Annotated in this window: 16 protein-coding genes; all 16 read right to left on the bottom strand. The window is 70.0% G+C overall.

Annotated elements, in window-relative coordinates; genetic code table 11:
• Positions 1-28 precede the first annotated feature (28 nt).
• A complete protein-coding gene (gene efeU, locus ASD30_RS01635; protein WP_056676019.1) occupies positions 29-892 on the bottom strand; it encodes an iron uptake transporter permease EfeU in 864 nt (287 codons plus the stop codon).
• A gap of 208 nt (positions 893-1100) precedes the next feature.
• Positions 1101-2126, bottom strand: coding sequence for a ketol-acid reductoisomerase (ilvC, locus tag ASD30_RS01630; protein ID WP_056676016.1), 1026 nt, complete (start codon positions 2124-2126; stop codon positions 1101-1103).
• Between the two features lie 131 nt (positions 2127-2257).
• Positions 2258-2797 carry an acetolactate synthase small subunit gene (gene ilvN, locus ASD30_RS01625; RefSeq protein WP_056676012.1) on the bottom strand — a complete coding sequence of 180 codons (540 nt, stop codon included), beginning with the start codon at positions 2795-2797 and terminating at the stop codon, positions 2258-2260.
• Positions 2794-4554: an acetolactate synthase large subunit gene (locus ASD30_RS01620; protein ID WP_056676010.1), complete on the bottom strand. Its 1761-nt coding sequence runs from the start codon at positions 4552-4554 to the stop codon at positions 2794-2796. The genes ilvN and ASD30_RS01620 overlap by 4 nt, the downstream gene beginning before the upstream one ends.
• A 230-nt stretch (positions 4555-4784) precedes the next feature.
• The gene (locus tag ASD30_RS01615) at positions 4785-5087 is read right to left on the bottom strand and encodes a 4a-hydroxytetrahydrobiopterin dehydratase (protein ID WP_056679077.1); all 303 of its coding nucleotides are present in this window, start codon (positions 5085-5087) and stop codon (positions 4785-4787) included.
• Between the two features lie 40 nt (positions 5088-5127).
• Positions 5128-5829: a GNAT family N-acetyltransferase gene (locus ASD30_RS01610; RefSeq protein ID WP_056679074.1), complete on the bottom strand. Its 702-nt coding sequence runs from the start codon at positions 5827-5829 to the stop codon at positions 5128-5130.
• Between the two features lie 17 nt (positions 5830-5846).
• Positions 5847-6893: a S66 family peptidase gene (locus ASD30_RS01605; protein WP_156393480.1), complete on the bottom strand. Its 1047-nt coding sequence runs from the start codon at positions 6891-6893 to the stop codon at positions 5847-5849.
• Between the two features lie 54 nt (positions 6894-6947).
• On the bottom strand, positions 6948-7940 hold the full coding sequence (locus tag ASD30_RS01600; RefSeq protein WP_056676005.1) for a hypothetical protein: 993 nt from the start codon (positions 7938-7940) through the stop codon (positions 6948-6950).
• Positions 7937-8353, bottom strand: a complete 417-nt coding sequence (locus ASD30_RS01595) for a VOC family protein (protein ID WP_056676003.1) — start codon at positions 8351-8353, stop codon at positions 7937-7939. The genes ASD30_RS01600 and ASD30_RS01595 overlap by 4 nt, the downstream gene beginning before the upstream one ends.
• 103 nt (positions 8354-8456) lie before the next feature.
• Positions 8457-9437, bottom strand: a complete 981-nt coding sequence (locus ASD30_RS01590; protein WP_156393479.1) for an amidohydrolase family protein — start codon at positions 9435-9437, stop codon at positions 8457-8459.
• 5 nt (positions 9438-9442) lie between these two features.
• Positions 9443-9967: a 3-hydroxyanthranilate 3,4-dioxygenase gene (locus ASD30_RS01585; protein WP_056675997.1), complete on the bottom strand. Its 525-nt coding sequence runs from the start codon at positions 9965-9967 to the stop codon at positions 9443-9445.
• Entirely contained in the window at positions 9964-10413 is a 450-nt protein-coding gene (locus tag ASD30_RS01580; RefSeq protein ID WP_056675994.1) for a RidA family protein, read from the bottom strand. Before ASD30_RS01580 ends, ASD30_RS01585 begins: the two co-directional genes overlap by 4 nt.
• Positions 10406-11197 (bottom strand): 2-keto-4-pentenoate hydratase, encoded by a 792-nt coding sequence (locus ASD30_RS01575; RefSeq protein WP_056675992.1) that lies wholly within the window; start codon positions 11195-11197, stop codon positions 10406-10408. Before ASD30_RS01575 ends, ASD30_RS01580 begins: the two co-directional genes overlap by 8 nt.
• Positions 11194-12651: a 2-hydroxymuconic semialdehyde dehydrogenase gene (locus ASD30_RS01570; protein ID WP_056675984.1), complete on the bottom strand. Its 1458-nt coding sequence runs from the start codon at positions 12649-12651 to the stop codon at positions 11194-11196. The genes ASD30_RS01575 and ASD30_RS01570 overlap by 4 nt, the downstream gene beginning before the upstream one ends.
• Positions 12648-14000 (bottom strand): FAD-dependent oxidoreductase, encoded by a 1353-nt coding sequence (locus ASD30_RS01565; RefSeq protein WP_056675981.1) that lies wholly within the window; start codon positions 13998-14000, stop codon positions 12648-12650. Before ASD30_RS01565 ends, ASD30_RS01570 begins: the two co-directional genes overlap by 4 nt.
• On the bottom strand, positions 13993-15267 hold the full coding sequence (gene kynU, locus ASD30_RS01560; RefSeq protein ID WP_235530206.1) for a kynureninase: 1275 nt from the start codon (positions 15265-15267) through the stop codon (positions 13993-13995). Before kynU ends, ASD30_RS01565 begins: the two co-directional genes overlap by 8 nt.
• Positions 15268-15336: the final 69 nt, after the last annotated feature.

Genomic DNA, 15336 nt, shown 5'->3' with positions numbered 1-15336 from the left:
GTCGTCCTTCTGTGGAGTGGGGTGGTGCTCAGGACGTTGCCACCGTGGCGGCGTCCTTGGGGGCGGTACGCCGGCGGGCACCGCGGAGGAAGAGGGTCATCACCGGGACCAGGTAGAGCACCCACACGGCCCCTTCGAGCTTGGTGGTGGCCATCGAGATGTTGAAGACGCCCTTGATCAGCGTGCCGAGCCAGCCGGCGGGATCGATCGTGTCGGAGATGTCGAAGAGCAGGTCGTGCAGTCCCGGCAGGAAGCGCGCCTCCTGCAGGTCGTGCACGCCATAGGCGAGTACGCCGGCGGCGACGACGATCAGGAACGCACCGGTCCAGGTGAAGAACTTGCTCAGGTTGATGCTGATCGCGCCGCGGTAGATGAGGTAGCCGAGGACGATCGCGGTGAGGATTCCCAGCGCGGCACCGAGCAACGGCTCCCAGGTGGGGGTCACCGAGCCGACCTCTTCACGGGTGCCGGCCTGGGTGGCCGCCCAGATGAAGAGCGCGGTCTCCAGGCCTTCGCGACCGACCGCGAACATCGCCACGACGACCAGGCCCCAGCGACTTCCGTCGGCGGCCTCGTCGATCTGGCCCCGCAGCTCGCCGCCGAGCCCGCGGGCGGCACGGGCCATCCAGAAGACCATCCACGTCACGAAGCCGACCGCGATGATCGAGAGGGTGCCGCCGATGAACTCCTGCGCCTCGAAGGTCAGCCCGCGGGGGCCGTAGGTCAGCAGGGCGCCGAAGCAGAGCGAGATCAGGACGGCGATGCCGACACCGGCCCAGATGCGGGGCAGCAGGTTCGTCCGGCCGGACTTGACGAGGTACGCGACCAGGATGCTGACCACGAGGGCCGCCTCGAGGCCTTCGCGCAAGCCGATCAGGTAGTTGGAGAGCACGGACGCAGAATACGCCTGCGCCTTAGGAGTGCCTAACCTTGGTCGAGGAGCGAAACAGGAACGTGCGACTCCTCATCGCGAACCGTGGATTCTTGCGCCTCGAACCGTGGGTTCTTGACGTACGTCGTCCTCGACCGGATCAACAATCCGGTGTTCGGACATCAAGAACCCACGGTTGGCGCATCAAGAGCACGCGGTTGGCGCAGGATCAGCGTGCTGCGGAACCCTCGGTGTAGTCGTCGTCCGCCTGCGACCAGGCGAACTGGGCGCGCAGGGTCTTGCCGGTGGCCTCGATCGGGTGACCGGCCTCCTTCTCGCGCAGCTCGTTGAACTCCTTGGCGCCGTTGTCCTGGTCGTCGATGAACCGCTGCGCGAACGCGCCGCTCTGGATGTCGGCCAGGATCGCCTTCATCGACTCCTTGACGTCGGGCGACACGACCCGCGGGCCGCTGACGTAGTCGCCGTACTCGGCGGTGTCTGAGATCGACCAGCGCTGCTTGGCGATGCCGCCCTCCCACATCAGGTCGACGATCAGCTTGAGCTCGTGGAGCACCTCGAAGTAGGCGATCTCGGGCTGGTAGCCGGCCTCGGTCAGGGTCTCGAAGCCCGCCTGCACGAGGTGCGACATGCCGCCACAGAGCACGGCCTGCTCACCGAACAGGTCGGTCTCGGTCTCCTCGGTGAAGGTGGTCTTGATGACGCCGGCGCGGGTGCCGCCGATGGCCTTGGCGTAGGACTTCGCGAGGTCCCAGGCATTGCCGGAGGCGTCCTGCTCGACCGCGATGATGTCGGGGATGCCGCGACCCGCGACGTACTCACGACGCACGGTGTGACCCGGCGCCTTGGGCGCGACCATGATCACGTCGACGCCGGCCGGCGCCTTGATGTAGCCGAAGCGGATGTTGAAGCCGTGGCCGAAGACCAGGGTGTCGCCCTCGGTGAGGTGCGGCTCGATCTCCTCGGCGTACAGCTTGCGCTGGTGCTGGTCGGGGGCGAGGATCACGACGACGTCGGACTCCTCGACGGCCTCGGCGGGGGTCAGCACGCGCAGGCCCTCGTCCTCCGCCTTGGCGCGGCTCTTGGAGCCGGGCTGCAGGCCAATGCGCACGTCGACGCCCGAGTCGCGCAGGTTGAGCGCGTGCGCGTGGCCCTGGCTGCCGTAGCCGATGACCGCGACATTCTTGCCCTGGATCAGGGACAGGTCGGCGTCGTCGTCGTAGTACATCTCAGCCACTGGGGCTCTCCTTCAGGTTGGTGTTGAGCTTGGATCTTGGGGACTTGTGCGGTGGTGTTGACGGTGGTGCGGTGTCATGACGCGTGTGGAGCGACCGTAACCCCGCGTTACACCGGGCGGGGACGGGTGGTTCAGACGGCCGGCGGCGGGGCCGGTACGGCGACCGGGCGCAGGTTGCGCTCGGAGATCGAGCGGGAGCCACGACCGATGGCGACCATGCCGGACTGCACGATCTCACGGACCCCGAACGGCTCGAGGACCCGCAGGAAGTCGCCCAGCTTGTCGGCATTGCCGGTGACCTGGATGGTCAGGGCGTCGGTGGCGACGTCGACCACCTTGGCCTTGAACAGCTGGACGGCGTCGAGGACCTGGCCGCGCGTCTCGGCGTCGGCGCGGACCTTGACCAGCAGCAGCTCGCGGCTGATCGAGGACGAGCCGTCGAGCTCGACGATCTTGATCACCTCGATCAGCTTGTTGAGCTGCTTGGTGACCTGCTCGAGCGGGCTCTCGTCGACCGAGACCACGATCGTCATGCGGGACACGTCGGGACTCTCGGTCGGGCCGACCGCGAGGCTGTCGATGTTGAAGCCGCGGCGGCTGAAGAGGCCGGCGATCCGGGCCAGGACGCCCGGCTTGTTCTCGACCAGGACGGACAGGGTGTGCTTGCTCACAGGTCATCCTCATCGAACTGGGGAGCCAGGTCCCGGGCGTACTTGATCTCGTCGTTGCTGGTGCCGGCGGCCACCATCGGCCACACCATGGCGTCGCGGTGGACCCGGAAGTCGACGACGACCGGCTGGTCGTCGATCGACATCGCCTTCTCGATCGTGGCGTCCACGTCGTCGGGCGAGTCGCAGGCCAGGCCGACACAGCCGTAGGCGTCTGCGAGCTTCACGAAGTCGGGGATCCGCTTGCTGTGCAGGTCGGTGTTGGAGTAGCGCTCGTTGTAGAACAACGTCTGCCACTGGCGCACCATGCCGAGCGACTCGTTGTTGATCACCGCCACCTTGATCGGGATGTCGTTGATCGCACAGGTGGCCAGCTCCTGGTTGGTCATCTGGAAGCACCCGTCGCCGTCGATCGCCCAGACGGTGCTGTCGGGCATGCCGACCTTGGCCCCCATGGCGGCAGGCACCGCGAAGCCCATGGTGCCGAGGCCTCCGGAGTTGAGCCAGGTGTTCGGGTTCTCGTAGCCGACGAAGTGGGCGGCCCACATCTGGTGCTGCCCGACCCCCGAGCAGTAGATCGCCTCGGGCCCGGCGATCTTGCCCAGGCGCTCGAGGACGTACTGCGGGGCGAGGGCGCCGTTCGGCGGGGTGTCGTAGGCCAGCGGGTACTGCTTCTTGATGCCGGCCAGGAACCCGACCCAGGCCTCGTAGTCGCCACGGTTGCCCTGCTCCGCCTCGGCGTTGAGCGCGATGATCAGGTCGGCGATCACCTCGCGGCAGTCACCCACGATCGGCACGTCGGCGTGGCGGTTCTTGCCGATCTCGGCCGGGTCGATGTCGGCGTGGATCACCTTGGCGCCGGGTGCGAACGAGTCGAGGTTGCCGGTCACCCGGTCGTCGAAGCGGGCACCCAGGCTGATGATCAGGTCGCTCTTCTGCAGGCCGGCCACCGCCGCGACGGTGCCGTGCATGCCGGGCATGCCGAGGTGCTGCACGTGGCTGTCGGGGAACGCTCCCCGGGCCATCAACGTGGTCACGACGGGCATGCCGGTCGCCTCGGCCAGCACGCGCAGCTCCTTGGAGGCACCTGCGCGGATCACGCCGCCGCCGACGTACAGCACCGGGCGACGAGCCTCGAGGATCAGCTTGGAGGCCTCACGGATCTGCTTGCTGTGCGGCCGGGTCACCGGGCGGTAGCCGGGCAGGTTCAGCTCGGTCGGCCACTGGAACGTGGTCATCGCCTGCAGCGCGGACTTGGCCACGTCGACCAGGACCGGGCCGGGGCGACCGGTCGAGGCGATGTGGAACGCCTCGGCCACAGTCTGCGGGATCTGGGCCGGGTCGGTGATCAGGAAGTTGTGCTTGGTGATCGGCATCGTGATGCCGCGGATGTCGGCTTCCTGGAAGGCGTCGGTGCCGATCTGCGCGGCGCCGACCTGTCCGGTCACCGCGACCATCGGCAGCGAGTCCATGTGCGCGTCGGCGATCGGGGTGACCAGGTTGGTCGCACCCGGGCCAGAGGTCGCCATGCAGACGCCGACCTTGCCCGTGGCCGCGGCGTACCCCTGCGCAGCGTGGCCGGCACCCTGCTCGTGGCGTACGAGGATGTGGCGGATCTTGCTGTCGAAGAGCGGGTCGTACGCCGGGAGGATCGCGCCTCCCGGAATGCCGAAGATGTTCTCGACGCCCGCGCTCTCCAGCGACTTGATCAGGCTCTGGGCACCGGTGACCTGTGCCCCGGTCTCGCCCTGCTCGCTCATCCTTGCTTCCTGTCCTCATGGGTTCGACTGCAACAAAAAACCCCCCGGCCGGTTTCGGCAACGAGGGGATGACGCGTGGGCGATGAGACCTGTGTGGTCTCAACTCACGCGTCGCGTGCATACAAGAAGGTCCTTGCGCATGCGCCTACGTTCGCTGCCGACGCCCGCCGGCGTCAACCAAGTACAACAGTAATCCCACATCGTGGTACCCGAGTCCCAGCATATGGCGCTCAGGGCGACGCGCGTACGCCGGCCTCCGTCGCGAGCTCGTCGATGCGTCGGGCCAGGGTGAGATCACGCCCGGTGATGCCACCGACGTCGTGGCTGGTCAGGTGCACCTCCACCCGCCCCCAGCCGAGCTCGAGGTCGGGGTGGTGGTTCAGCTCCTCGGCGACCGCGCCGATCGCGTCGACCAGCGCCAGTGCCTTGGCGAAATCGCCGGTGTCGAACCGGACGTGGAGTGCGTCGTCGTGCGTGGCCCAGCCGGTGAGTCCTGCATCGAGCACCTGCTGATCAGTCAGCTTCTCGCTCATGGTGCCCAGCATGCCACTCGGGAGGGCACCGGCGGGAGACTCACCCGGCCGCGCGGATCTCCCCCAGCGTGCGCACCTGCCGGCCGCCGTCGTGGTTGGCCGGGTCGAGCCAGGCGAGGTACGCCGACTCGAGCGCGGGCCACTCACCGTCGGTGATCGAGAACCAGTCGGTGTCGCGGTTGCGGTCCTTGTAGACCAGCGCCTGGCGGAAGCGTCCCTCGTAGGTGAAACCGAGTCGGGCGGCAGCCTTCCGCGAAGGTTCGTTGAGTGCGTCGCACTTCCACTCGTAGCGCCGGTAGCCCAGCGAGAACACGTGCCGGGCCAGCAGGAACTGCGCCTCGGTGGCCGCCGTCGTGCGCTGCAGGCGACGGCCCAGCACGATCCACCCGATCTCGACCGAGCCGTTGGCCCGGTCGATGCGCATCAGGCTGAGCATGCCGGCGGCCACGCCCGAGCCGTCGCGCACCACGACCGTCACCGAGTCGGTCGCCTCCGACCGCGCTTCGACGTGTGCGGCGAAGTCGGCCCGGTCGAGCGGCTTCTCACGTGGGAGGTAGGTCCACAGCGAGTCGTCGTCGGGCCCGCACAGCTCGTCGTACAGCTCGTCGGCGTGCTCGGGCAGCAAGGGCTCGACCCGGCACCAGCGGCCCTTCAGGACCGCGACGTCCGGGAAGGGGCACCCGTGCCAGTCGGGCACCGGGGGCCCGACGGGCTGCTCGTCGTTGCCCTGCACATCGCTCACGATCTCGAGACTAGTGATCACGCAAGGGTCTGCGACACCTCGCCCTGGCCGTTGTGGACGACGATGCGGGTGTCGGCGCCGTTGACCAGCGGCATGAACGGTGCGACGTGGCCGCAGTCGACGTCGAGCACGACGGGGATGTCGAGGCCGCCGAGCGCGTCGGCGACGGCGTCGTGCTGGGTGAAGTCGCCCGACGCAGGTGCCGGGGTGCGGCCGATCAGGATCGCCGACGCCTCGTCGAACCAGCCGGCCAGCCGGAAGCCGTGGAGGATCCGGGCCACGTCGTAGGCACCGAAGTCGCAGGCCTCGAGATAGACGATCAGCCCGTCGTCGGCATGGTCGCGCCCGAAGCCGGCGACGTCGGCGTACGGCGTGCCGGAGATCGCGCCCAGCGTCTCGACGCAGCCGCCGATCAGCCGGCCACCCACCTCGAGGTTGCCACCACCGAGCACGCTCCACCCGCCCTCCCCGTCGAGGTCGAAGGTGTTCACCCCCGGGTTGCCGACGTAGTCGCCGTGCGCGGCCGTGCGGTAGCGCCCCGGGCTGCGCTGCACCACGGGCCCGTTCGCCGCGGCGACGTCGGTCCAGTGCAGCAGCCCCTCCGGCGGGGTGTACGGCGAGTCCATCAGGTTCGCACCGTGCAGGGTGGCCCAACCAGAACGCAGGGTCAGCGGCAGCATCACCGTGGTCATGTCGGAGTAGCCCACCAACCACGTCGGCTCGGCCGCGGCGAGGGCGTCCCAGTCGACCAGGTCGAGCAGGTCGATCGCCAGCTCGCCGCCCCACGGCGGCGCAACCGCACGGATCTCCGGGTCGAGCAGCATCGCGGTCAGCTCGTCGGCGCGCTGCTGCTTGGGCGCCGAGACGTGCCGGTCGCCGGACATGCACTCGCCGACGCGTACGTCGTACCCGCGCCGGCGCAGGTCGGCCAGGGCGACCTCGAGCCGAGGCTGCATGCGAGCGTCGACGCCGCTCGAGGGCGAGGTCACCCCGATCAGGTCGCCGGGCTTCAACGGGCGCGGGAACTGCAGCTGCGGACGGCGTGTGTCAGGGACGGAAGGCATGCGCGCCAGCATGTCACCGCGGTGGTCGGCAGGCCACCGAGTAAACCGCGGCGGCTACTGGAAGCTGACGAACTGCACGCGCGGCCGGATCCGCAGCACCTTGGCGGCCGACATGCGGCGGATGTCTTCGTCGTAGAACAGCTTGAAGCCCATGTGGAACTGCTTCGCCTTCGCCACATGGAGGTAGGTCGACATCTTCTGGCCCGGCGTACCGAAGCCGTCGACGTGCTGCACCATCGCCAGGTGCGGGCGGGCCCTGACCCGGTCGATGCCGCGGATCATCTCCCGGCGGAACTGGTGGAGCATGAAGATCTTCTGCGGCAGGCGTTCACGACGGACCAGCCCCTCGAGCCAGGCCGAGGTGCGGTTCACCTCGCTCGCGTTGACCGACCCGATGCGACGACCCGGCACGTCTCCACGGCCCATCCGCCACTCGGGGTCGAGCGCGAGGCCGACCCACGGGTGCTTGAGCGCCCACTCCCAGCGCTTGGCGACCTTCAGGAAGTCGCTGCGGCCGGTCTGCAGGTCGAGCACGAGCATCACCTTGTGGCGGCGGGCCGCGCGCACGTACTCGGCCACCGCGGATTGGTCGATGTCGTGGCTGAAGTCCCGGCCCGGCCCGGGGTGTCCGTCGGCCACGGTCACGATCAGCTCCATCACCGGTACGGCCGGCTTGCCGGGGCGGTCGAACGGCCGGGCCGCTCGGCGTACCCGCCGGACGGCCTGCTCGGGCGAGGTCTCCCCCAGCACGCCGAGCACGGGCGTGCCGGCCGTGCCGTAGTAGGCCACCAGCATCCGGCCGTCGAAGACCCTGGTGCCCCCGTGCGGGAGCGCCGGGATCGTGGGCAGCTTCGCGATGACGGGTGCGGAGCCACTGTCCTTGCCGGGTTCGGCGCCCGGCTCGGCGGCGGCCCCGGCCACCGCGATCTCCGACACGTCACCGGCGTCCGTGCCCGGGTGGCCGACGATGCCGGCGGTCAGGACGAGGACCACCAGGCCCGCGAGCACACCGAGGATCGCGTGCGTGGGCGCGATCGTCTCCCTCACGGCAGGACCAGGTCCGCGACGGCGCCCGGGTTGAAGGCGATCTCCCACCGGAAGCCGTCAGGGTCGCCGAAGTAGCCGGTGTAGCCACCCCAGTCGCGTTCGACCGCGTCGCTGACCGGATCGGCGCCGGCCGCACGCGCGGTGGTCAGCACCGCGTCGACCTCGTCGCGGGTGGCCACGTTGTGGGCCAGGGTCAGTGGCGCCACGCCGTCACCGCGCCGGATCGGGCCGACCTCGGCCTCGAACTCGGCCTCGGCCCACAGGGAGAGCAGGAGGTGCTCCCCCGCCTTGATCATCAGCACCTCACCGGGCACGTCCATCTCGGCGGTCCAGCCGAGGCCGTCGAGGTAGAACGCCCGGGTGGCGTCGAGGTCGGCCACTGCGAGGGTGACGAGGCTGATCCGCTGGTCCAATGCACTGCTCCCCGTTGGTGACGATTGCGCTGTTCGAACTGTTTCACGCGCCACCGTGCCACGAGGTTGCCCCGCGCCGGGAATCCGACGATTGCGAGACAGGTCAGGGCAGCCCGAGGAATCGCTCGGCGTTGCCGTGGAGGATCGCCGCCCGGTCGGGGTCGGTCAGGAAGTCGGCGCGGTGCACCACCTCGCCGACCGGCCGTTCGCCCAGTGGGTAGGGATAGTCGCTGCCGAGCATCACCTGCGAGGCACCCAGGGTGTCGACCAGCAACCGCAGCGCCGCGGGCTCGAAGACCACGGAGTCGACGCTGAACCGGTCGACGTACGACGAGGGCGGCAGCTCGGACTTCGCGACCAGGTCGCCCCGGCGGTGCCAGGCGTTCTCGAGGCGTCCCAGCCAGAACGCGAAGGAGCCACCGCCGTGCGCGAAGCAGATCCGCAGCGAGTCGGGCAGCCGGTCGAACGCGCCGCCGAGGATCATCGCCAGCACGGACAGGTGGGTCTCGGCCGGCATCCCGGTCAACCACCGGGCCATCCACCGGTCGAGGCGCGGCGACTCGGGCATGTCCCACGGGTGCACGAACACCGGCATGTCGATCGAGGCCGCGTGCTGCAGGAACGTCACGACCCCTTCGTCGTCGAGGTCGCGGTCTCCCACGTGGTTGCCGATCTCGACCCCGAGGTGGCCCGAGTCCCGGCAACGGTCGAGCTCGCGGCAGGCCTCGTCGGTGTCCTGCAGCGGCACCTGTGCGAACGGCAGCAGCCTCCCCGCGGACGGCGCACAGATCTCGAGGGCCAGGTCGTTGAAGATGCGGGCCACCTTCGCCGCCTCGGCGCCCGGCAGGTCGTAGCCGAAGAACAGCGGGGTCGGCGAGACCACCTGCTTCGCGACGCCGTCGGACTCCATGTCAGCCACGCGTACGTCGGCGTCCCAGGCGTTCGACCAGACCGGCCGGAACTCCGTCGAGCCGACCATGATCATCGCCGCACGCTCGGAGTCGACCCGCAGCCACGGCCGCTCCTCACCCAGGTCCGGCCAACCCGCGGGCACGTAGTGGGTGTGGACGTCGATCGCGTCCAAGCCGGTCAGCCCTTCCCCGGGTGCAGTGCGCCGCACGCGTCGCAGGTGCGCGCCTCCTCGGAGGAGTAGAACGCCTCGAAGACCGGCGGCAGGTCCGACACGATGTCACGCACCTGCAACTCCGCCTCGTGCACCTTCGCGTTGCACTGCTGGCAGAACCAGGCGAACTTCTCGAGGGTGCCCTCCTCACGGATGCGCTCGATGACCAGTCCGATCGAGCCGGCCTCCGGTCGCTGCGGTGAGTGGTAGGTGCTGCCCGGCAGCTTCCACATCGACCCCTCGGTGATGTCGACGCGGTGCGGGCCCTCGTCGGTCATCAGGTCGACGTGCATGTTGCCGCGGTACTGGTAGAACCACTCCTCGTAGGGCTCGAAGTGGAAGTCGGTGCGGCTGTTCGGCCCGCCGACCACCATCACGATGAAGTCGCCGGTGGCGTCGTACATCTGCTTGTTGTTGACCGGCGGCTTGAGCAGGTGCTCGTTCTCGTTGATCCACGACTCGAAGTTGAAGACGGGTGGGATGTCGGTCATGGGCTCTCCTCCGTGGTGCGGTCGGTTCGGGCGGTGCCGGCCAGGGTGGCGACGGCCTGGATCTCGATGAGCAGGTGCGGGTGCGGCAGCTGGTGCACCGCGACCGTCGTACGCGTCGGGCCGGTGTGGTCGAAGAACTCGGCCCACACCTCGTTGTAGCCGCCGAAGTCGTTCATGCTGACGAGGTACGTCGTCACCTGGACCAGGTCGTCCAGCCCTGCCCCGACGGCAGTCAGCAGGTCACGGATGTTCTCGATCACCGCCCGGGTCTGCGCGCGGATGTCGAGGTCGACCAACCCGAGCTCGTCGACCTCGACGCCGGCGAAGCTGTTGTCGGGGCGGCGGCTGCTGGTGCCCGACACGTAGACGAGGTCGCCGGCGACCTTCACGTGTGGGAAGGCGCCGCGCGGGGTCGCCTTGCCTGGTACGACGACGCCCTCAGGCACGGTCTCCTCCCGTCCGCACGGAGACCAGGCCGAGCCCGGCCACGGTGCCCTCGACGAGCACGCCGGGCTCCATGGCCACGGCCGCGGTGGCCGCCCCGGCCAGGATGATCGAGCCGGCCGGCAGGGCGAGGTCGTAGTGCGCCGCCATCCGTTGCGCCGCGGCGACGGCACGCAGCGGATCGCCGAGGATCGCCGAGGTGCTGCCCTGCTCGCGGGTCTCCCCGTCGAAGGCGAGCGTGACCTCGGCACCGGCGAGACGCTCGCGGTGGTCGGCGAACGGCAGCCACTCGCCGAGCACGAAGCCGGCCGCCGAGGTGTTGTCGGCGACCACGTCCTCGAGGCTGAACCGGAAGTCGCGGTAGCGGCTGTCGATGATCTCGAGGGCCGCCGCGACGTCGGAGACGGTCGACAGGGGATCCTCGAGGTCGGGCGGCAGGTCCGCACCGAGCCGGAAGGCGACCTCCGGCTCGACGCGTGGATGCACCATCGTGGCGAGGTCGACGGTGCCGCCGTCGGACACCTCGGTGCTCGCCGTGAGCTGGCCGATGATCACGTCGGAGACGCCCATCTGGCGCGCCTTTGCCTCACTGGTGAAGCCGAGCTTCACCCCGACGACGAGGTCGCCGCGTCCGACCCGCAGGGCGATGCCTCCCCGTTGTACGGCGTACGCCTCGTCGAGGGTGAGTGGTTCGTCGGCGGACAGCTGAGGGATGGCCGTGGCCGTGCGCACGGCGTCGTCGAGGCGGACGGCGAGCTCTTCGATGCGGTCTCTCGCTTCGCTCACAGCTGCACGCACACGTTCGTCGGCTCGGTGTAGAAGTGCAGCGAGTGCAGGCCGCCCTCGCGGCCGATGCCGGAGAGTCCCACGCCGCCGAACGGCGACCTCAGGTCGCGGAGGTACCACGTGTTCACCCAGGACATGCCCACCCTCATCCGTTGCGCGACCCGGTGCCCGCGGGACAGGTCGCTGGTCCAGGTGACCGCGGCCAGGCCGTAGTCGGTGTCGTTGGCCATCTTCACGGCTTCCTCCTCGGTGTCGAACGGGATCAGTGCGGCCACCGGACCGAAGACCTCCTCGCGCACCACCCGGTGACTGTTGTCGAGCCCGGTCCACAGGGTCGGTTGGATCCAGGCACCGGCCGCCAGGTCGTCGCCCAGGTCGGGGACGCCTCCCCCGACCACCACCTCGGCGCCCTCCGTGACCGCGAGGTCGAAGTAGGACTGCACCTTCTCGCGGTGCACCCGCGAGATCAGCGGCCCGGTCGTGGTGCCCGGGTCGTCGGGGCGACCCAGGCGCAGCCGACCCGCCTCCTTGGCCAGCCCCGCGACGACGTCGTCGAAGACCGGCCGCTCGACGTAGACCCGCTCGGTGCACAGGCAGACCTGGCCGGTGTTGAGGAACGTCGAGCGGGCCAGGCCGGGGATCGCCTTGTCGAGGTCGGCGTCGGCGAAGACCACCGCCGCGTTCTTGCCGCCGAGCTCGAACGACACCGGGCGTACGGCGGGGGCCACGGAGCGCATGATCGCCGAGCCCGTGGACGACTCACCGGTGAAGGTGACCCCGTCGATGCCGCGATGACTGGTCAGGTGCTCACCCGCCGAGCCCGGGCCGAAGCCGTGCACGACGTTGTAGACGCCGTCGGGCACCCCGGCCTCGGCGATCACCTCGGCCAGCAGGGTGGCGGTGGCCGGTGTCTCCTCGGACGGCTTGACCACCACGGCGTTGCCGCAGGCCAGGGCCGGCGCCACCTTCCAGGTGAGCAGGAGGAGCGGGAGGTTCCACGGGACGATCACCGCGACCACGCCCAGCGGCTTGTGCACCGCGTAGTTGAGCGCCTGTCGCCCGTCGGGCAGCTCGGTCAGGAAGGAGTCCTGCCCGGCCGAGGCGACCGTGTCGGCGAAGGACCTGAAGTTCATCGCGGCACGGGCCACGTCGAGCTCACGCACCAGCGAGACCGGCTTGCCGGTGTCCCTCACCTCGGCGGCGACGAAGTCCTCGAACCGTTCGTCGATGCGGTCGGCGACCCTGCGCATGAGGGCGACGCGGTCGGCCGTCCGGGTGCGGCCCCAGGCACCGTCGAGGGCCCGGCGGGCGGCGCGTACGGCGGCGTCCACCGTCTCGGCACCGGCCTCGCTGACCGTGCCCACCAGGGAACCGTCGACCGGGTCGATCTTGTCGAACTCCGCGACTCCGTCGACGTAGGACCCGTCCACGAAATTCCGGAACGTCGTGCTCATGATCCGACCCTAGACCCGCGGCCTCTGAGCAGTCGGCGTACGGCGAGAAGGGCGGCACCTGATCCGGTGGCACCGGTGGCGAGCAGGCCGAGGTTCTGACGGCGCATGCGGTGCTCGATCTCGACGTAGGGGATCGTCGTGAAGGACACCATCTCGTAGCGGGACTGGTAGCGGCCCGGGACGGCCCGCTCCAGCGCGTGCTGGGCGCGCGAGCGCAGCCGGAACACCGGCGAGCTGACCCGGTCGCGCATCTCGACGAAGTTGTCCAGGGCCATCTCGGCGATCGCGTCGCAGTTCGCCTTGCGGGCCTGTTGGTAGGCGTCGAGGGCGCCGGTCAGGTCGTCCCCCGCCTCTGCGAGGAGCCGGTCCAGCTCGATGCAGTCCTCGAAGGCGCAGTTCGCGCCCTGGCCGAAGAACGGGACGATCGCATGGGCGGCGTCGCCGAGCAGGGCCAGCGAGGCACGCTCGCCGTGGTGCACCCAGGGGCTGCAGCGGATGGTGACCAGGGACCCGATCGGGTTACGCCTGAAGTCGTCGACCAGGTCCGGGATCAGGTCCGCCACGTCCGGGTAGTGCCGGGCGAAGTGGCTCCGGATCTCGTCGTCGGTGCCCAGCGCGTCGAACTCCTCGCGGGTCCAGAAGAGCGTGCAGGTGAACGACCGGTCGAGGTTGGGCAGGGCGATCATCATCGACGAGCCCTGGGGCCAGATGTGGAGGGCGCCGGGGTCGAGGGCGAAGTCGCCGTCGACGGCCGGGATGGTCAGCTCCTTGTAGCCGTGGCTGAGGAAGTCCTGGCTGAAGTCGAAGCCGGCCCGGAAGGTCACGGCCCGGCGCGAGGCGGCGTACGACCCGTCGGCACCGAGCACGAGGCCGGCAGGCCTCTCGACAGGGCCGGTGTCGGTCCGGAAGCGCAGCACGCCGCCGTCCAGGTCGACGGACTCGAGCTCGTGCCCGAACTCGAGAGTGACTCCGGGCGTCGCCTCGGCGGCGTCGAGCAGGAGCTCGTTGAGCCGGCCGCGACTGACCGAGTGGATCGCCCGCACCCGGTCCGCACTGTAGGGCTGGAGCTGTGCCGCCGCGTCCTTCGCGTGCACCATGCGCCCCTGCATGGGCAGCGCCTGGGCCAGCACCTCGTCGCGGAGCCCGACCTGCTCGAGCGCACTGAGGCCGCGTGCCGACAGGGCCAGGTTGATCGAGCGGCCGCGCTCGGCACCGGTGGCGCGCGGGTCCGCACGGCGTTCGTAGAGCGTGACCCGGCGGCCGCTGCGGCCGAGCAGGGTCGCGGCCAGGCAGCCGGCCAGTCCGGCGCCGATGACCGCCACGTCCTGGTCGGCTCGGGTCTCAGGCACGTGCGCTCACCACCTCGGCCAGCGCCGTCGCCGCACGCCAGCAGTCGTGATGGGTCGAATACATCGGGACGGGCGCGAACCGCACCACGTCCGGCTGGCGGGCGTCGGCGATGACGCCACGCTGTCGCAGCCCGCGGGTCACCTCGCCGGCGTCGTCGGCCTGCAGCCGGACCGACAGCTGCGCGCCACGCTGGGCGGGGTCACGCGGGGTGATGATCTCGAGCGCACGGTCGGCGCAGAGCTCGTCGACGGCCCGCTCGAGGTACGCCGTGAGCCGGAGACTGCGGGCCCGCAGCGCGCCCATGCCCACGCTGTCGAACATCTCCAGCGACGCGAGCACCGGCGCCATCGCCAGGATCGGTGGGTTGGAGAGCTGCCAGGCGTCGGCGGTGTCCACCGGGGTGACCTCGGGCCCCATGCGGAAGCGGGTGGCCGGGTCGGTGCTCCACCAGCCGGCGAGGCGCGGCAGCGACCGGTCAGCCAGGTGGCGCTCGTGCACGAACGCGCCGGCAACCGCACCGGGCCCGCTGTTGAGGTACTTGTAGGTGCACCAGGCGGCCCAGTCGACGTCCCAGTCGTGCAGTCGCAGCGGCACGTTGCCGGCCGCGTGCGCGAGGTCCCAGCCGACCACGGCGCCCGCGGCCCGCCCGGCGCGGGTGATCGACTCGATGTCGAGCAGCTCGCCGCTGTAGTAGTTGACGCCGCCCAGCAGGACCAGCGCCACCTTCTCCCCGTGCTCGGCAAGGAAGCTGACGACGTCGTCGCTGCGCAACCCGGCCTCGCCGTCGCGGGGGCGCAGCCGGATCACTGCCTCGTCCGCGTCGTACCCGTGGAGGGCGGCCTGGCTGCGGACTGCGTAGCTGTCGGAGGGGAAGGCGGCGTCCTCGATGACGATCGCGTGCCGGTCGGGTGTCGGCCGGTAGAAGCTCAGCATCAGCAGGTGCAGGTTGACGGTCAACGAGTTCATCGCGACCACCTCGGCGGGGAGCGCACCCACGAGGCGGGCGGCCGGTTCCCGCAGCAGCTCGTGGTAGGGCAACCAGGGCCGTTGCGCCTCGAGGTGACCCTCGACCCCGAGACGCGCCCAGTCGTCGAGCTCTCCCTTGAGTCGCTCGGCGGTCACCCGGGGCTGCAGCCCCAACGAGTTGCCGGCCAGGTAGGCCGTCTCGGTTCCCGGCTGCTCGGGCACGGGTGGCACCAGGAACTGGTCGCGCGCGCAGGGGTCTGCGGCATCCAGCGCCAGGGCGCCTGCTTCGTCGACGGTCACGCGTGGGGCCTCCATGTTCTCGTCAATCGGTCACATCCATCCGGTCACCGGACACTCTGGCGGCCCGGT

This window comes from Nocardioides sp. Root140, from assembly GCF_001426745.1.
Taxonomy (GTDB): domain Bacteria; phylum Actinomycetota; class Actinomycetes; order Propionibacteriales; family Nocardioidaceae; genus Nocardioides.
Note: the sequence above shows the minus strand (reverse complement) of the source record. Positions and strands in the feature narration are given on the sequence as shown.